The sequence below is a fragment of the Hyphomicrobium sp. GJ21 genome (assembly GCF_001006785.1).
Classification (GTDB): domain Bacteria; phylum Pseudomonadota; class Alphaproteobacteria; order Rhizobiales; family Hyphomicrobiaceae; genus Hyphomicrobium_B.
In genome coordinates, this window is the sequence record NZ_CDHO01000004.1 from 82301 (window position 1) to 98871 (window position 16571).

Sequence of the window (16571 nt, forward strand, 5' to 3'; positions counted from 1 at the left end):
TATCTGTTTGTGAAGCTCATCTGGTGGATCGCGCTGGCGTTCGCGCTCGGACTGGTCACGGGTTGGCTCGCATGCCGGGAGGAATAGCCTTGAAACGTGCGATCGCCTTCATGGTTGGCGGCATGACGGAGCCCGTCCGGACATGACGTATCTGCTGTTGCAAACGTTCCTGCTTCTGCTCGCGTCCTATTTTCTCGGCGCGTTCGTCGCGTGCACGGTGAAGCGCGCCCTAATGGGCTCGCGCCAGACGGAAGTTGCTTACGCCGGAGTTCCGGCGGAGTTCGACGCGCCGCATTATGCGCCTGTCGCAGCCGCCGCGCCGCGAGCGATGCCGACCAAATCCTTTGCTCCGCCGGTCGTTCCGAGGCCGATCGATCCCGTGCAGCCGAGGATCGATGTCATCCGCCGTCCCGAGCCTCGGCCGCTGCCGAAACTCGTCGATCCGTCGCGCTTCGAACGCGCGCTGATGGGACCTGATCCGAACGAAGGGATGCCGCGGCGAGCGATCCCCGAAATTCGCCCTGCCGTTCTGAAGCCCGTGACCGGGGCCTATCAGTCTGGGACCTACGGCCCGCCGCCGGAGCCGGAACCCGAACTGCCGCCGCCACCGCCCGAACCGATTGTCTTCGAACCCGAGCCAGAACCAGAACTCGAACCGGAACCCTACGAACCGGCAGCCGAAGCCGCCGACATCGCGCGCGAGCCCGAACCTGTCGTCGAAGTACGCGAAAGACCGGCACGCCTCGCCTCGCGACTGAGCGATGCAACGACCTCGGCGGCCGCAGCCGCGGTTGCTGCCGCCAAGGCAGCCGCGGCGGCTTCGATTAGCTCGTTCGCAAGACGGCCTGCTCAAGAGCCGGCATCTGAACCCCAGCCCGAGCATGAGGCCAAGCCCCAGCACGAGGCAGAGGCGCAGCAGGAGCGCGAGCCGCAGCACGAAGCCGAGATCGCTCAGCCGTTGAGCGTCATCGAAAAACGCGACGATGAGCCGGAAGATATCGTCTACGAGGAAATCGAAGACCGCGTCGAAGATCGTTACGAAAAGCCGATCGACGCCGATCACGACGAGATGATCGAAGACGAAGAACCCGAGCACCAAGACGTCGAAATCGAAGAACCGGAAGCAAACGAACCCGAGCAGGCTGAAGCACCTGTTCCTTCGGTGCCTCTGATTGCCCCGAAGCCGGTCATCCGTCAGCCGATCGAAGGCGGCGATGATTTCCAGCGCATCCGCGCCATCGATGCCGATCTTGAGCAACGGCTGAAGCACGAAGGCATCGACAGCTTCGAGCACATCGCCGCGTGGGGCGCTGCGGACGTTAAACGCGTCAGCGGATTGCTCGATATTCCCGGCCGCATCGATCGCGAACAGTGGGTCGAGCAGGCGCAAATTCTGGCGAAGGGCGGAGAGACCTACTACTCGCGCAATCGTATCGCCGCGCTCAAGGCCGCAGCCGCCGAAAAGCTGGCTGCCGCGCCGATCGCAGATGCGCCCGCCTCGCCAGCGCCCAAGACGGTCGAAGATAAACAGCAATCGTCATCGAACGAGGCATCCGCATCCGAGGCGAACAAATCTGCGCCGGCGGTTACCGAGCAGGACTCGGAACCTCAGCTTTCCGGTGTCGCCGCCGCAATCCACGGCCGCTCGGTAGCGGAAATGGCCGCCGCCGCCGCTGCCGCGATCGCCGCTGCATCAGCAAGCGTGACGCGCGGCCTGAAGCCGATCGAACCGATTTCGCCGCTGACCAAGGTCGATCCGAAAATTTCGATGCCCGCGAAGCTGTCGGACGCCATCAAGGTGAAAGAGGCAGCCGCAGCACAAACGACATCCGAGAGCGAACTCGAGCCGCCGAGGCCGATGCCGGCCGCAAGCCAAGGTCCGCAAGATGACCTGAAACGCATCCGCGGCGTTGGCGTCTTGATCGAGAAGCGGCTCAATGCGATGGGCATCACGCGCTACGATCAGATCGCGAACTGGACGAGCGGCGAAATCGATCGCGTCAGTCAGATCTTGGAATTCAAAGGCCGCATCGAACGCGAGGGCTGGGTCGAGCAGGCGCGGATTCTGCTGAATGGCGGTCAGACGGAATTCTCGCGCCGCGTCGATCGCGGCGAGGTCGACACCAGCCGCGAGACGTGACTGAAATCGCTGCGGGTCAAAATTCCATAGCGCCTGTCGGCGTTCGCTTCGTCTGATTGCGCGAAGAACGACGCGATCGCGGAGATCGTCGGCTCGTCGCGCAGCAGCGGTGCGTGGCCTTCGTTCGGCGCGGTGACCGACGTCATGCGCGGATGCCGCCGCCGCATTTCTTCGACCGTTGCTTCGGACAGGAGGTCGGAGTTGCCGCCCCGCACGACGAGCAGCGGCACGCGCTTCAACGCTTCGAATTGCGGCCATAGCTGCGGCATCGGACCGTCGAGCACCGACAGGCATTTGGCGAGCTTCGCGTCATAGCCGCTGACCGGCTTGCCGTTTTTCTCGTTGAAGAGCTGCCGCGCGACCGCTTCGGCGTCGGCCTCCGAAAGGTTCGGAAAATCGCGTCGCGTCAGATCGAGAACGATGCGCGTCGCGTCCGCCCAGCTTTTCGGAACCGGAACGCGTCCGACATAACCAGCGATACGCGACAGCCCGTCCATTTCGATGACCGGACCGATGTCGTTGAGTACGACCGCGCCGATAAGCGACGGCTGCACCGCCGCAAGCACCATCGCGATGAGCCCGCCACGCGACGTGCCGATAATGCCTGCGTCTCTGAGCCCGAGCATGATCATGTAGTCGATCACGTCCTGCATCTCGATCGGGACGGCGTAATTCTTCCAATCGTCGTCGTACTGCGAGAAACCGCGGCCGCGCGTATCGAGCGTGAAGACATCGCGCTGCGGGCTGCCGCTGCCACTCAGTGCCAATGCGATCGTGTGAAAGTCGCGGCTGTTTCGCGTGAGCCCGGCGAGGCACACGATCGGCCGCGCACCGCTCGGGTTCAAAGCCGGATAATGACGGCCGTAGAGGCGCAGCCCGTCCTGGGACGTGAAATAGATCTCTTCAAATCCTTGAGCGGCTGCCGGCATCGTCGCGTCGTCTCCCCCTGAAGTGCTTCCGGAAAGGCTCTAGCCTTCGTTGTCGCTGGCGGTGTTCGTGCGCATCTGGCTGCTGCTCGGAGCTTTCCCATGATCCGGTGCGCGAACGAGATCCTGCTGCAGGCGAAGCGCGTTCTTTGAAAACCCGAGGCGCGCGCGATAGATCTGGATGTTCGCGAGAACCTTCGTCACGTAATCGCGCGTCTCGGTAATCGGAATGCGCTCGATCCAATCGACGGTGTCGACGCGGGCTTCGCGTGGATCGCCGTTTTCTTTCATCCATTGGCGCGCGCGCCCGGGACCGGCGTTGTAGCCTGTTAGCCCAAGCACGTACGAACCGTCAAAGTCATCCATGCGGTCGGCGATGTAGGCCGATGCCAGGGTGACGTTGTAGCGTGTGTCTGAGAGCAGGCGCGAGAGATCGCATTTCATTTTGTAGTCGCGGCAAACGTGGCGCGCCGTGCCCGGCATGATCTGCAGCAGGCCCTTGGCTCCGGCACCGGAGACGATCTGCGAGTCGAACTCGGTTTCCTGACGTGCGAGGCCGAGCAGCAGGGCGAGTTCCGGTGGCTTGCGCAGCGGCTTGTAGCCCGGGAACGCTGTTACGGGATACGCATATGTCAGCAGGTTCTGGCCTTTGGCGACGGCGGTTTTGCCGATGCGCAGCGACATCTGCGGATCGCCGATCGCGCGCGCAACGTAGGCGACCATTCCGGCTTCGGCTTCGTTTGACGTCGCGGAGTGCAGGGCGACGAGGAAGCTGCGCGTGTAAAGGCGGGACAGCTTCGCTTTCGAAGCCAGCACCAGCGCCTTCGTCGCGTCATCCGCCATGAATTTGCGGATCTGGTCGGGCGACGGATACGCGGGCGGCTTGATCTCGAGCGACGTTCGTCCCGGCTGCAACATCTGCATCGCGAGCAGTCCGTGGAATGTGTCGGTGTTCTGCGCCGCGAGCCGGTAAGCCTTTGTCGCGGCAGCCTTGTCGCCCCGCGCATCTGCAACGCGTCCGAGCCAGTATTGCGCCTTCGCTACGCTCAGCGGTCCGTCAGCGGCTGCCGCCATGGCGCGAAAATGCTTCTCGGCGGCGTCGATATTGTTCAGGTAGCGGAACGCGATCCATCCCGCCATGAACGTCTGCTCTTTGAGCGGATTGACCGTCAAAGGACCGGCATCGCGGGTGAGGCGATAGGCAAGCTTCGCCTTGCCGAGCTTCAACGCGCCGTAGGCCAACTCGCGGCGCTCCGCCCACCACTCGTCAAGTTCCGCGATCTTTTTCGGATCGGGCGGCACCGAGAGAATGAGTTCGGCCGCTTCATCGATATTGCCTGCTTTGCGTAGAACCTGCGCGCGATGGAACGTCAGTCCCGCGTCGCTGTCGTCGTGGTCGGCAAGCGCGCCCATCAGCGCATGCGCATTCTTGGCTTTGTCGAAGACTGCGAGCCGCGCGGTCGCTTTTTTCTGCTCCGAGTTCGGCAACAGCGGAATGAGACGGCGTGCGGCGGCAACGCGCGCGGCGCGATTGTCGGCAAAACGCACATCATCCGTGACGAGTCGATCGAAGCGCCATTTGTGATCGTCAGCCGTCAGGAGCTTGCCGAAGCGCGCGAGAAAGCCGTTTTCCAATGCCGGAGGCAGTGTCGTCTCGCGCCACGTCTTGGCGGCGAGAGATCGCGCCTTCGACGTGTTGCCTTCCGCGAGATAGGCGGATGCGAGCGCTGCAGTCCCGGCACCCGTCTGCGGTTCCTCGCTTGCGAAATAGCTTTTGATCGCGCCGGAGCTTCCACCCTTGGTGAAAAGCGCCTCTTCCAGACGCTGAACGAGCATCGCCCGCGATGGCCAGCGCGGATTGTTTTTCAGAAAAGCCTGATACTCGGCCGGATCGCCGAGCCCCGCGCGCAGCCTGATCCAGTCGGCGAGCTTCCGCGCTACGGGGTCGGAAATATTGGCCTTGGCGGCATTGAACCGGTCGTCGTTCTGAGCGCCGACCGCTGCAACGGCCTCCCGCAGGCTTTTGGCGTCCTCGGCGGAGGGTTCGGCCGACAACACGGGGGCGAGCGCCGAGCGGAGCTTATCGAGCTGCTTCTGCTCATCGGGAAGCGGCCGGGGCGCTGCGACATCGCTCCAGGGTGAGTCGGCGAAAACCGGCGGCGAAACGGCAAGGCAGAGCGACGCCAGACAGCATGCCGCGGCGCTCACCAGAGCGCCGGCACGAAGGAGATTTGGCGTTGCCACGGCAGGGTTTAGAGGCATCGTCTCTCATTCGGTGGGACGCAGGGATGCACGATCTTGCAGCAAGCCTGACGAGCGCCTAATGTCATTTTGCTTGCGCCTAAAAGGGTTCGTCCGGCCGCATTAAGCGGGGGGATGACTGCCGACGCAAGCGCTTAACGGACGAGGTCGCACGCCGGTGCGGCAACAGCGTGGCTCGCGTTGACGGGGCTATTTAGGACAAGTTCATCAGTTGACGCCTACAACCGGGGTTCGTCGACTCTTCCGGAAGCACCTCGCTCCGGGACGCAAATCAAGGCGCATGCATGTTTAAAGGTTCGATTACGGCGCTCATCACGCCTTTCAGAAATGGCAAGGTCGATGAAGCGGCCTTCACGCGGTTTGTAGAGTGGCAGATCGCGGAAGGCTCGCACGGCCTCGTCCCGGTCGGAACCACAGGCGAAAGCCCGACGCTCGACTTCGATGAGCACAAGCGCGTCATCGAACTGTGCGTCACGACCGCGAAAAAGCGTGTGCCCGTCCTCGCCGGAACCGGCTCCAACTCGACGGACGAAGCTGTCGAGCTTTCGCAGTATGCTGAAAAGGTCGGATCGGACGCGGTTCTGATCGTGACGCCCTATTACAATAAGCCGAGCCAGGAAGGGCTTTATCAGCACTTCAAGGCGATCAACGACGCGATCAATATCCCGATCATCATTTACAACATTCCGGGCCGCTCCGTCGTCGACATGTCGGTGCAGACTATGGCGCGTTGCTACGAGCTGAAGAATGTTGTCGGCGTGAAGGACGCGACGGCCAATCTCGCGCGCCCGTCGCAGACGCGCGCGGCGCTCGGGCCGGATTTCTGTCAGCTCTCCGGCGAAGACGCGACCGCGCTCGGCTTCATGGCGCATGGCGGCGCGGGATGCATTTCCGTTGCCTCGAACGTTGCGCCGCGCCTTTGCTCCGAGTTCCAGAACGCCTGTCTCGCCGGCGATTTCAAGAAAGCACTCGCGCTTCAGGATCGCCTGATGCCTCTGCACGAGGTCATGTTTATCGAAAGCAATCCGGGGCCGGTGAAGTACGCGGTCTCGAGATTGGGCTTCGGGACCGGTGAGATGCGCCTGCCGATGGTTCCGATTTCGGACGCCGCGCGCAAGGCCGTCGATAAGGTGCTGAGCGATCTCGATCTGATCGACGCCCGAGCGGCCGAATAGAACGCGCCTGGAGTTTGTTGAACGATGGCCGCGAAACGCGACGACGGCAGCACGCTTGTCGCCGAGAACCGCAAAGCACGGCACGAATACTTCATCACCGACAGCTGGGAAGCCGGTATCGAGCTGCTCGGCTCGGAGGTGAAGTCTTTGCGGCGTGGTCAGTCGAACATTGCCGAAAGCTACGCGTCCGTTGAGGATCAGGGGGTCTGGCTGATCAACAGCTACATCGCCGAATATCCGGGTGCTTCGCTGTTCCCACACGAGCCGCGCCGCAAGCGCCGCCTGCTGATGCATGCGAAAGAGATCCACAAGATCGCGATCGCCGTCGAGCGCAAGGGCATGACGCTCGTGCCGCTCGAACTTTATTTCAACGAGAAAGGCAGGGCGAAAGTCAAAGTCGGTCTCGCTCAGGGCAAGAACCAATCCGACAAGCGACAGGACGCAGCCAAACGCGATTGGAACCGGGAGAAGGCGCGCCTCATGCGCGACCGGGGCTGAGCCATGTCGCAGACATCCAAGACGAACGATGCTTGGCCGTGGCCTGCGCCCGTCGATGATGGCGCGGCTAAACACATCATCGCCGGAACGCGCCTGCCGGACGTTTCGCTGCCCGCCACACGCGGCGCGAACGTCAACCTCGCACGTTATCAGGAGCGCGCCGTCGTCTTCGTCTACCCGATGACGGGAATGCCCGGCACGCCGAACCCGCCGAACTGGGACACCATTGCAGGCGCTCACGGTTCGACGCCCGAAGCGGAAGGCTTTCGCGATTGTTACGCCGAGTTCGAATTGCTCGGCTACGAGGTCTTCGGCCTGAGCGCGCAATCACATGCCGAGCAGCACCAATTCGCTCTTCGCGCCGGAATTCCCTATCTGCTGCTCAGCGACGAACATCTCGCATTCGCCGATGCGCTGAAACTGCCGCGCTTCGAAACGGGCGGCGCGACGTATCTCAAACGGCTGACGATGATCGTGAAAAACGGCGTGATCTACCGGGTGGTTTATCCGGTACATCCCCCGGCGACGCACGCGCGCGAGCTGCTGCAGTCGCTCAATCAAGCGCGCGCCTGATATCCTCGAACACGGCTTCGAACATCGCGGGCGTCAGCCGGCCCGTGTTGGTATTGTAGCGCGAGCAGTGGAAGCTATCGAACAGCACGCGCCCCGGTTCGATCTCGTGCCGCGCCCCGTGCGCGAACGGAAATAACGCCTTGCGCTTTCCGAGCGTCGTCAAAACCTGATCATGCGCAATTCGTCCAAGCGCGAGCATGATCTCCATTCGCGGCAGATGACCGAGCCGCGATTGGAAAAACGGGCGGCAGGTCGCGATCTCTTTGGGTTCGGGTTTGTTTTCCGGCGGAACGCAGCGCACCGCGTTCGTGATCATGCAGTCGACGAGCTTCAGCCCATCGTCGCTGCGAGCCTGGTAGTTGCCACGCGCAAAACCGTAAGCCAGCAGCGTCGCATAGAGAAGATCGCCAGCATAGTCGCCGGTGAAAGGCCGTCCGGTCCGGTTGGCGCCGTTGCGTCCGGGCGCCAATCCCACGATGAGAAGCCGGGCCTTCGGATCGCCGAACGACGGCACCGCGCCATTGAACCACGTCGGCTCTTTGGCTTCGTTATCGCGGCGATACGCGACAAGGCGCGGACAGCGTCCGCATTTGACGGGGGCCTCGGGTCCAACACCGTCAGCCGTCAGCGCGCCCGCCATGCGTCAAAGACCTTCCGAGAGGGCCGGTCGCTCAGACTTCCTCTTCCGCGAGATCATCGTCTCCGAAATAGCTGGCATCGCGGGGAGACTGAGACGGTCCCCGTCCTGCATAGCTCCGCGAGCCTTCACGCGGTCCACGACCATTCTGCGCCCTGCCGACCTGATCCTCTAAATCCGCAAGATCGATAAATTGATCGGCCTGACGGCGCAACTCGTCGGCGACCATCGGCGGCTGCGTTTGCAACGTCGAGATGACGCTGACGCGCTTGCCCTTCTGCTGAAGAGCCGCAACGAGGCTGCGGAAATCTCCGTCGCCCGAAAATATAACGATGTGGTCGAGGCTGTCGGCGAGGCGCATGGCATCGACGGTGAGCTCGATGTCCATGTTGCCTTTGACTTTGCGACGGCCGGTCGCGTCGGTGAATTCCTTCGTCGGCTTCGTCACCATCGAGAAGCCGTTGTAGTCCAGCCAGTCGATCAGTGGGCGGATCGAGGAATATTCCTGCTCTTCGGCCAGCGCCGTATAATAGAGAGCCCTGACGAGCTGGCCCTTCTGCCGGAACAGGCCGAGCAGACGCTTATAGTCGATGTCGAAACCGAGTGACTTTGCGGTCGCGTAGAGGTTAGCGCCGTCGATGAATAGCGCGATGCGTTCTGTAGGATAAAAATGCATGGCCGATCCCTGATGCCATTTCGAAATTAAACAATGTCCAACAACGTCGCCGGAAGTATCGATGGAAGAAATTCTTCCTCTTTCGCAACGAACGCCGTGCCGGGCAGGGAGTCAAAGCGCTTCTACAGCGTAGACATATCGATATCAGATTATCGTCACGATTAACAATTGTGACATATAGTCTGCTCAATTTGGCTCGAAACCCGGATTGAAGCAACGACAACCTGGGCCGTCGCGCAACGATTTCGGTCAAGTGAGCTTGCGTTTTTCACGATAAGATGCGAAAGAAACCGGCACATGGCGCTGTAAAGCGGTCCAAGAGATTGTTTGCGCCCTCATTCCAATTGAGCAGCCGATAGTTAACCAAGGGAAGGTCACCCCTCATGGCTCGCGTTACTGTCGAAGATTGCGTCGACAAAATTCCTAACCGTTTTGAGCTGGTTCTCCTTGCGGCACACCGGGCTCGCGCCATCACCAACGGCAGCGCCATCACGATCGCGCCCGACGACGACAAGAACCCCGTCATCGCGTTGCGCGAAATCGCCGAAAAGACCCTCTCGCCCGACGACATGCGCGAGACGCTCATTTCCTCGATCCAGAAGAACACTGAAGTCGACGAGCCGGAAGCCGTCGCCGCGCCGCTTCTGCCGCCGGATCGCCGTGCGCCGATGCTGGGTCGCGATGACCTGTCGACCGATACGCAGGTCGACGTCATGACGGAAGAACAGCTTCTGCGTGGCCTCGAAAGCATGACCCCGCTGGAGCCGTCCGCAAACATCGGATCGGGGGCAGGCCCGCGGGAGCGCGAACGTGACCGCGATCCGCGTGACCGCTCGCGCTAAATCCTGTGGCGGGTATCGTTCCGTCGCATAGCCGCACCCCGTTTGACTTTAAACTGCACCGCAGATTCAGGTACGCTTGCGCCCGGAAGGAGTGCGGCGGAACATGATGCGGCAGTACGAACTCGTCGAGCGGGTTCTCAAATACGATCACACAGCTGACGAGGCGCTGCTCAATCGCGCCTACGTCTACGCGATGAAGGCGCACGGCAATCAGAAGCGTGCGTCCGGCGCGCCGTATTTTTCGCATCCCCTCGAAGTTGCCGCCATCCTTACCGAGCTGAAGCTCGACGATGCCACGATCGCGACGGCCCTGCTGCATGACGTCATCGAGGACACCGACGCGACGCGCGCCGAGATCGATCAGATGTTCGGGGCCGAGATCGGCAGCCTCGTCGACGGCCTGACGAAAATTAAGCGCCTCGACCTCGTTTCGAAAAAGGCCGAGCAGGCCGAGAATTTCCGCAAGCTGCTGATCGCGATCTCGACCGACATCCGCGTTCTGCTCGTGAAGCTCGCGGACCGCCTTCACAATATGCGCACGCTCGAGCACATGAAGCCCGAGAGCCGGCAGCGCAATTCCGAGGAAACGCTCGACATCTACGCCCCGCTCGCGGGCATGATGGGCATGCAGGCGCTGCGCGAGGAGCTGGAGGATCACGCCTTTCGCTGGCTGCATCCACAGGCCTATGAGATCGTAACCGAAAAGCTTACCGAACTGCGCCAGCCCAACCGCGGTCTCGTCGAGGAAATTCGCCGTGCCATCGCGCTGAAATGCGCCGACGCCGGCATCAAGGCGGAAGCGACAGGACGCGAGAAAAAGCCTTACGCAATCTGGCGTAAGATGGAAAACAAGCAGATCAGCCTCGAGCAGCTCTCCGACATCTACGGCTTCCGCGTCATCGTCGACACGATCGAGGACTGCTATCGCGTCCTCGGCATCGTTCACACCACGTGGAGCACGGTGCCCGGCCGCTTCAAGGACTACATTTCCGCGCCTAAGCGCAACAATTACCAGTCCATCCACACGACCGTTTACGGCCCGCGCCACCAGCGCGTTGAGCTGCAGATCCGCACGCACGATATGCAGCACATCGCCGAGTACGGCATCGCGGCGCATGCGCTCTACAAGGACCGTCAGTATCACGCGAACGGCCGCGACGGCGACGAGGATACCGACGACAGTCCGTACGGCCGCCTGCGAGCCATGATTTCCTCTCTGCTCGAAGCCGCCAATCCGGAAGAGTTTCTCGAGCACACCAAGCTCGAGCTTTTTCACGATCAGGTCTTCTGCTTCACGCCGAAGGGACGCCTCATCGCGCTGCCGCGCGGCGCGACGCCGCTCGATTTCGCTTACGCCGTCCACACCGACGTCGGCAACGAAGCGATCGCGGCCTACATCAATGGCCGCCACGTGCCGATCGACACGCATCTGCGCAATGGCGACGAAGTCGTGATCGAGACGTCGAAGAATCATGTGCGCTCGGCCGCTTGGGAAGCCTTCGCGATTACCGGTCGCGCCCGCGCCGCCATTCGACGAGCGGCGCGCGAAGCCGAGCGTAAGCGTTTTGTCGAGCTTGGCCGTCAGCTCGTCGGCTCGACGCTGGCGGGCATGGAGATCGATTATTCCGAGGAGAAGATAAAGGCCGCCGCACCCAAGATGGGCTTCAAGTCGGCCGATGAGCTTCTGGCCGCCGTCGGCCGCAACGAGGTCGCACTGCCTGATATTCTCTCCGCCATCGTGCCGCAGGCCGGCGTCGGCCCGGTCGAAGAAGGATATAAGCCGAGCCGCCGGTTTGGCCGCGCGCAGGCGCAGGACGGCTGGTTCAATATCGAAAAAATCCAGAGCCTGAAATTTCGCACCGCCGAAATCGATAATACGGCAGCGATTTCAATCGGCGGTCCGAGCCAGGAGCTGCCGGTTCGCTTCGAGCCGGGTGGCGCCGTTCCGGGCGACCGCATCGTCGGCGTCATGGCGCCAGGCGAGGGCATCCGCGTCTTCCAGATCCATTCGCCACGCCTCAAGGAGTATGAGGAAGCCCACTGGATCGATGCCACATGGGATGTCGATCCGGAGCATCCTCAACGATTTCCCGCGCGAATCAGCGTAACAGCCGTCAACGCACCGGGATCGCTGGCCGAAATCGCCAAGATTATCGGCGAAACCGGCGGCAACATCGATAATATCAAGATGGCGAAGCGGGCCGCAGACTTCACCGTCATGCATATCGAGCTCGAGGTCTTCGATTTGGTGCATTTGAACCACATCATCTCGGGCCTCAGGGCGAAATCCTCTGTCGCCAAGGTTGAACGTCTGTTCGAGTAGCTTAATCTGCGGATAGGTCTCTGGCGTACAGGAGAGCCGGCACAAGGCGCACGATGGTGGATCGCAGTTTGCGAGACAGGTTGTCAGTTGCTTCGGATGTAGCCGGCAGGTGGGCGCTGAAGCTGGTGCCCTTGCGCAAGCGTCTCAACTATTATTGGCGGCGCATTCTGCGGCTTCGCGCGACACCGCATGAAGTGGCGCTCGGGTGCGCGGCTGGCGTCTTCGCCGCATGCACGCCGTTTCTCGGCTTCCAGATGGCGCTCGCCGGTGCAATTGCATTTTTGCTGCGTGTCAGCATTCCCGCCGCCCTGCTCGGGACGTTCATCGGCAATCCGTTGAGCTGGCCCGCGATCTGGAGCGCGTCGTACGTGGCCGGTGTCTGGGTGCTGGGCGACGATCCGGCTGACGCCGCCGAGCACTTCGTGCAGAGCGCGAACAAACTCAGCGCGACACTGATGGCCCCGTCGCGATCGCTCGACAGCGCCGTCGTCAGCCTGTCGCCGATTATCGAGCCGCTTGTGATCGGCGGACTTCTCGTCGGCTTGATCGCCGCCGTCTTTAGTTACTATCCTACGCGACAGGCCGTGCGCGTTTTCCAAAAACGTCGTAGGGCACGCTGACCGGCCGCTGCCGGTTCTCCATAACGACATTGATGGCCCAAGATCGTGCCTGCTCCCCATAAACCTGGAAAATCCTCAACGGCTCCTGGCCGCCGCGCTCCGCTGCGTCTCGGCGTCAACATCGATCACGTCGCGACGTTGCGAAACGCCCGCGGCGGCGTGCATCCCGATCCGCTTCGCGCCGCGCATCTCGCGATCGAAGGCGGCGCCGACGGCATCACCGCGCACCTGCGCGAAGATCGCCGCCACATCTCGGATACCGACATCACGCGTCTCAAAAATGAGCTGACGCGGCCGCTTAATCTCGAAATGGCGGCGACGGACGAGATGCTGAAAATCGCGATCCGGCATGTGCCGAACGCCTGTTGTCTCGTGCCCGAGCGGCGCGAGGAAAGAACGACCGAGGGCGGCCTCGACGTTCGCGGTAGCGTCAAAACGCTGAAGCCGTTCGTCGCCAAGCTTCAGGATGCAGGCATTCGCGTTTCGCTCTTCATCGAGCCCGATATCAAAACCATCGAGGCCGCCGCGAAGGTAGGTGCCGACATCGTCGAACTCCACACCGGACGCTATTGCAATCTGGCGCTCGAGCATGACGCCGTCGGCGTTGCGCGCGAGATCGAACGCCACGCGACGGCGGTGCGGGCCGCCGCAGCAGCCGGTCTCGAAGTTCACGCTGGGCACGGATTGACCTACAACACAGTAAAGCCGATCGCCGAGATGCCGGAGATCGTCGAACTCAACATCGGGCACTTCCTGATCGGGGAAGCGATCTTCGGTGGGCTGTCCGGAGCCGTCCGGCGCATGCGCTTGCTGATGGACGAGGCGCGCGACGATGTTCTGCGAGCGGGCCGGTCCGATCGATGATCCTGGGTATCGGCAACGATCTCTGTGATATCCGCCGCATCGAAAAATCGATCGAGCGATTTGGCGACCGCTTCCTGCTCCGCGTTTTCACGGAGGAGGAGCGGCGTAAAGCCCTCTCTCGCGCGCATCCTGCCCGCACGTTCGCCAAACGCTTCGCGGCCAAGGAGGCCGCGACCAAGGCGCTGGGCACCGGCTTCAGCAACGGCGTCTATTTCAGCGACATCGGCGTCGTTAACGCACCGAGCGGCCGCCCGACCTTGGCGCTGACCGGCGGCGCCGCGCGGCATCTGGCGCTGCTCACACCGAAAGGCTTTACGGCCCGCATCGACGTGACTTTGACGGACGAATACCCCCTGGCCGAGGCCTTTGTCGTCATATCGGCGGTGCCGATCGAGACACCGTCGGGCTGAAGCTCAATTCCTAAAGTCGCGCGTCGAAGCCCGGCTTCAGGCATGCGCCGGCGAAAGGGTGCGACCTGCTGTTTTTACTTACGTTTTCGTCATGTTGCCGCGTTTCATTGCGGGCCTTTGGCAAACTCGCTATAGCGAACGGCTGACACAAATCGAGTCCGGCCGATGCTGCTCGGCGGCGCAGAGGAACTTCCCTGAATGAGCATTGGTACGAAGACGTCGGGATCGAGTTGGTCGGAAACCCTCATCATCGTCGTCGAAGCACTCGCGATTGCGATGCTCGTTCGCATCTTTTTCTATCAGCCGTTCAATATTCCGTCGGGCTCGATGAAAGAGACGCTGCTCGTCGGCGATTATCTCTTCGTGTCGAAGCTGTCCTACGGCTACAGCAAGTTTTCGTTTCCCTTCAGCCCCGATCTTTTCTCGGGCCGCATCTGGGGCGCGGAGCCGAAGCGAGGCGACGTCGCGGTGTTCAAGCTGCCGCGAGACAATTCAACGGATTACATCAAGCGCGTCATTGGCCTTCCGGGCGATGAAATCCAGATGAAGAGCGGCCAGCTGTTCATCAACGGACAGGCTGTGCCGAAGGTGCCGGCAGGCTCGTTCACGACGCGTGAAGAAGGCCGCGAGCGGGCCATTCCGGTCTTCCAGGAAACGCTTCCGAACGGCGTCAAATACAACGTCCTCGATAGCGATCCCGATGGTCCCTACGACAATACCGCGGTCTATAAGGTGCCGCCCGGCCATTATTTCATGATGGGCGATAACCGCGACAACTCCACCGACAGCCGCGTTCAGTCGGCGCGCTACGGGGTCGGATTCGTCCCCTACGAGAACTTCATCGGACGCGCCGAAATCATCTTCTTCTCGGCCGATGTCGATGAGCCGGACGCGTTCCGCTGGTGGTCGCCTTGGACATGGCCATTTGACATCCGCTGGAACAGGTTCTTCCATCTCGTGCGGTAAACCGCTACCGGCACAGTCGCATGTTGAGACCTCGGAAATTCAAGGAGCTTGAGACCAAGCTCGGACACCGTTTCAAAGACCCCGGTCTTTTGGAACGAGCCCTGACGCACGCCAGCGTTCGCGGCGGAAAAATCGCGCGCTTCGACAACGAGCGCCTGGAGTTCATCGGCGATCGCGTGCTCGGTCTTGCGATCGCTGAGATCCTCAATCAGCAATATCCCGAGGCGAGCGAGGGTGAACTCGCCCGCCGCTACAACCGGCTGGTTCGCGGCGAAGCCTGCGCCAAGGTCGCGCGCAATATCGGTCTCGGCGCACACCTCATTCTTTCGGAAAGCGAAGCCGACAGCGGAGGGCGCGACAAGACGACGATCCTTGCCGACGCCGCGGAAGCGCTACTCGGCGCCGTGTTCATCGACGGTGGTTTCGAGAAAGCGCGCGCCGTCGTCCGAAAACTGTGGCAGGAACAGTCGGAGCCCGTGCCGGAAGTCGCGGTCGATGCCAAGTCCGCGCTCCAGGAGTGGGCGCAAGGTCAGGGTTTGGCATTGCCGAAATATACCGTCGTCTCGCGCAAAGGGCCGGATCACGCGCCGCGCTTTACCGCCGAGGTTATTATTGCAGGCCGCGCTCCGGCGCAGGGCGAAGGCGCATCGAAACGCATCGCGGAACAAGCGGCGGCAACGGCGCTTTTGACCCGCGAGGGTGAAGGAGGCCGTCTTGGCGACGCCTGAAGAAGCACACGGATCGTCCGAAGCCGGTGACCGGCGCTGCGGATTTGTGACCGTGCTCGGCCCGACGAACGCCGGTAAGTCGACGCTCGTCAACGCGCTCGTCGGAACCAAGGTGGCGATCGTCTCGCACAAGGTGCAGACGACGCGCGCTCCGATCCGCGGCATCGCCGTCGAAGGCCAAAGCCAGATCGTATTTCTCGATACCGCCGGCATCTTCAACCCGAAGCGGCGGCTCGACCGCGCCATGATCGACGCCGCGTGGAGCGGCCTCGAAGATGCGGACGCCGTGCTGCTGGTCATCGACGCCGCTGCCGGACCGGACGACGATGTCATGGCGATCGTCCAGCGCTTGAAAACGGCGCGCATGAAACGCATCGCCGTGCTGAACAAGATCGATCGCGTCGAGGACAAGCCGAAGCTGCTGGCGCTGGCGAAACGTCTCGATCAGGAATTGGCCTTCGACCGGATCTTCATGGTGTCCGCGCTCGATGGCAAAGGCGTCGCCGATCTGCGCACGTATCTGGCAGGCGCGGTCCCCATCGGACCGTGGCATTACGGCGAAGACGACGTCACCGACGTGCCGATGCGCACGCAGGCCGCCGAGATGACGCGCGAGTGCATCTATCGCTATCTGCACCAGGAGCTTCCTTACACGACGACCGTCGAGACGATGAGCTGGAAGACGCTGAAGGATGGCTCGGCGCGCATCGAGCAGACGATCTACGTCGAGCGCGACGGACAGAAAAAGATCGTTCTCGGCAAGAACGGAGCGACCATCAAGCAGATCTCGAGCGCCGCGCGCCGTTCGATCGAGGAGATGGCGGGCCACCGGGTGCACCTGTTCCTCTTCGTCAAAGTGCGCGAGAATTGGGAAAGCGACCCGGAACGCTACCGCGAGATGGGCTTGCCCTTCCCGAAGTCGTGAGGCGCA

The 16571-nt window shown here is 62.0% G+C and carries 16 protein-coding genes; 12 read left to right on the forward strand and 4 right to left on the reverse strand.

Annotated elements, in window-relative coordinates; translation table 11 throughout:
- The first annotated feature begins 142 nt into the window (after nucleotides 1-142).
- Complete coding sequence (locus tag HYPGJ_RS19165; RefSeq protein ID WP_046848600.1) at nucleotides 143-2140, forward strand: hypothetical protein; 1998 nt, start codon at nucleotides 143-145, stop codon at nucleotides 2138-2140.
- On the opposite strand, the gene HYPGJ_RS18010 is transcribed toward HYPGJ_RS19165, so the two are convergent.
- Both HYPGJ_RS18010 and HYPGJ_RS18015 read right to left on the reverse strand, forming a co-directional pair.
- Nucleotides 2080-3069, reverse strand: coding sequence for an alpha/beta hydrolase (locus HYPGJ_RS18010; protein WP_046848601.1), 990 nt, complete (start codon nucleotides 3067-3069; stop codon nucleotides 2080-2082). The genes HYPGJ_RS19165 and HYPGJ_RS18010 overlap by 61 nt on opposite strands.
- Before the next feature lie 39 nt (nucleotides 3070-3108).
- Nucleotides 3109-5274 (reverse strand): lytic transglycosylase domain-containing protein, encoded by a 2166-nt coding sequence (locus tag HYPGJ_RS18015; RefSeq protein WP_244466290.1) that lies wholly within the window; start codon nucleotides 5272-5274, stop codon nucleotides 3109-3111.
- Between the two features lie 338 nt (nucleotides 5275-5612).
- Between HYPGJ_RS18015 and dapA the strand changes: the two genes are divergently transcribed.
- Genes dapA through HYPGJ_RS18030 form a run of 3 tightly spaced genes read left to right on the forward strand, consistent with a single transcriptional unit; the run spans nucleotide 5613 to nucleotide 7574 of the window.
- Nucleotides 5613-6503 (forward strand): 4-hydroxy-tetrahydrodipicolinate synthase, encoded by an 891-nt coding sequence (dapA, locus tag HYPGJ_RS18020; protein WP_046848603.1) that lies wholly within the window; start codon nucleotides 5613-5615, stop codon nucleotides 6501-6503.
- A 24-nt stretch (nucleotides 6504-6527) separates the two neighbouring features.
- Nucleotides 6528-7001, forward strand: coding sequence for an SsrA-binding protein SmpB (gene smpB / locus HYPGJ_RS18025; protein ID WP_046848604.1), 474 nt, complete (start codon nucleotides 6528-6530; stop codon nucleotides 6999-7001).
- A gap of 3 nt (nucleotides 7002-7004) precedes the next feature.
- Nucleotides 7005-7574, forward strand: a complete 570-nt coding sequence (locus tag HYPGJ_RS18030) for a peroxiredoxin (RefSeq protein ID WP_046848605.1) — start codon at nucleotides 7005-7007, stop codon at nucleotides 7572-7574.
- On the opposite strand, the gene HYPGJ_RS18035 is transcribed toward HYPGJ_RS18030, so the two are convergent.
- Complete coding sequence (locus tag HYPGJ_RS18035; RefSeq protein WP_046848606.1) at nucleotides 7555-8214, reverse strand: uracil-DNA glycosylase; 660 nt, start codon at nucleotides 8212-8214, stop codon at nucleotides 7555-7557. The genes HYPGJ_RS18030 and HYPGJ_RS18035 overlap by 20 nt on opposite strands.
- A 31-nt stretch (nucleotides 8215-8245) precedes the next feature.
- Nucleotides 8246-8887: an NYN domain-containing protein gene (locus HYPGJ_RS18040; RefSeq protein WP_046848607.1), complete on the reverse strand. Its 642-nt coding sequence runs from the start codon at nucleotides 8885-8887 to the stop codon at nucleotides 8246-8248.
- 383 nt (nucleotides 8888-9270) lie between these two features.
- Here HYPGJ_RS18040 and rpoZ point away from each other — a divergent pair, with 383 nt between their 5' ends.
- From rpoZ to era, 8 genes are all read left to right on the forward strand, one after another.
- Entirely contained in the window at nucleotides 9271-9729 is a 459-nt protein-coding gene (gene rpoZ, locus HYPGJ_RS18045) for a DNA-directed RNA polymerase subunit omega (RefSeq protein ID WP_046848608.1), read from the forward strand.
- A gap of 103 nt (nucleotides 9730-9832) precedes the next feature.
- Complete coding sequence (locus tag HYPGJ_RS18050) at nucleotides 9833-12052, forward strand: bifunctional (p)ppGpp synthetase/guanosine-3',5'-bis(diphosphate) 3'-pyrophosphohydrolase (RefSeq protein WP_046848609.1); 2220 nt, start codon at nucleotides 9833-9835, stop codon at nucleotides 12050-12052.
- A 125-nt stretch (nucleotides 12053-12177) separates the two neighbouring features.
- Nucleotides 12178-12672: a DUF2062 domain-containing protein gene (locus HYPGJ_RS18055; RefSeq protein ID WP_244466292.1), complete on the forward strand. Its 495-nt coding sequence runs from the start codon at nucleotides 12178-12180 to the stop codon at nucleotides 12670-12672.
- Between the two features lie 45 nt (nucleotides 12673-12717).
- On the forward strand, nucleotides 12718-13536 hold the full coding sequence (locus HYPGJ_RS18060; RefSeq protein WP_046848611.1) for a pyridoxine 5'-phosphate synthase: 819 nt from the start codon (nucleotides 12718-12720) through the stop codon (nucleotides 13534-13536).
- Entirely contained in the window at nucleotides 13533-13946 is a 414-nt protein-coding gene (gene acpS, locus HYPGJ_RS18065; protein WP_046848612.1) for a holo-ACP synthase, read from the forward strand. The genes HYPGJ_RS18060 and acpS overlap by 4 nt, the downstream gene beginning before the upstream one ends.
- Nucleotides 13947-14144: 198 nt before the next feature.
- Nucleotides 14145-14912, forward strand: a complete 768-nt coding sequence (lepB, locus tag HYPGJ_RS18070) for a signal peptidase I (protein ID WP_046848613.1) — start codon at nucleotides 14145-14147, stop codon at nucleotides 14910-14912.
- Nucleotides 14913-14932: 20 nt separating this feature from the next.
- Nucleotides 14933-15640 (forward strand): ribonuclease III, encoded by a 708-nt coding sequence (rnc, locus tag HYPGJ_RS18075; RefSeq protein ID WP_046848614.1) that lies wholly within the window; start codon nucleotides 14933-14935, stop codon nucleotides 15638-15640.
- Nucleotides 15627-16565 carry a GTPase Era gene (gene era, locus HYPGJ_RS18080; protein ID WP_046848666.1) on the forward strand — a complete coding sequence of 313 codons (939 nt, stop codon included), beginning with the start codon at nucleotides 15627-15629 and terminating at the stop codon, nucleotides 16563-16565. Before rnc ends, era begins: the two co-directional genes overlap by 14 nt.
- Nucleotides 16566-16571 lie beyond the last annotated feature (6 nt).

What these genes read in the sequence shown, in the direction of transcription:
- HYPGJ_RS19165 (WP_046848600.1), top strand. Translation starts at nt 143, where the DNA reads ATGACGTATCTGCTGTTGCAAACGTTCCTGCTTCTGCTCGCGTCCTAT.
- HYPGJ_RS18010 (WP_046848601.1), bottom strand. Translation starts at nt 3,069, where the DNA reads ATGCCGGCAGCCGCTCAAGGATTTGAAGAGATCTATTTCACGTCCCAG.
- dapA (WP_046848603.1), top strand. Translation starts at nt 5,613, where the DNA reads ATGTTTAAAGGTTCGATTACGGCGCTCATCACGCCTTTCAGAAATGGC.
- smpB (WP_046848604.1), top strand. Translation starts at nt 6,528, where the DNA reads ATGGCCGCGAAACGCGACGACGGCAGCACGCTTGTCGCCGAGAACCGC.
- HYPGJ_RS18030 (WP_046848605.1), top strand. Translation starts at nt 7,005, where the DNA reads ATGTCGCAGACATCCAAGACGAACGATGCTTGGCCGTGGCCTGCGCCC.
- HYPGJ_RS18035 (WP_046848606.1), bottom strand. Translation starts at nt 8,214, where the DNA reads ATGGCGGGCGCGCTGACGGCTGACGGTGTTGGACCCGAGGCCCCCGTC.
- HYPGJ_RS18040 (WP_046848607.1), bottom strand. Translation starts at nt 8,887, where the DNA reads ATGCATTTTTATCCTACAGAACGCATCGCGCTATTCATCGACGGCGCT.
- rpoZ (WP_046848608.1), top strand. Translation starts at nt 9,271, where the DNA reads ATGGCTCGCGTTACTGTCGAAGATTGCGTCGACAAAATTCCTAACCGT.
- HYPGJ_RS18050 (WP_046848609.1), top strand. Translation starts at nt 9,833, where the DNA reads ATGATGCGGCAGTACGAACTCGTCGAGCGGGTTCTCAAATACGATCAC.
- acpS (WP_046848612.1), top strand. Translation starts at nt 13,533, where the DNA reads ATGATCCTGGGTATCGGCAACGATCTCTGTGATATCCGCCGCATCGAA.
- lepB (WP_046848613.1), top strand. Translation starts at nt 14,145, where the DNA reads ATGAGCATTGGTACGAAGACGTCGGGATCGAGTTGGTCGGAAACCCTC.
- rnc (WP_046848614.1), top strand. Translation starts at nt 14,933, where the DNA reads ATGTTGAGACCTCGGAAATTCAAGGAGCTTGAGACCAAGCTCGGACAC.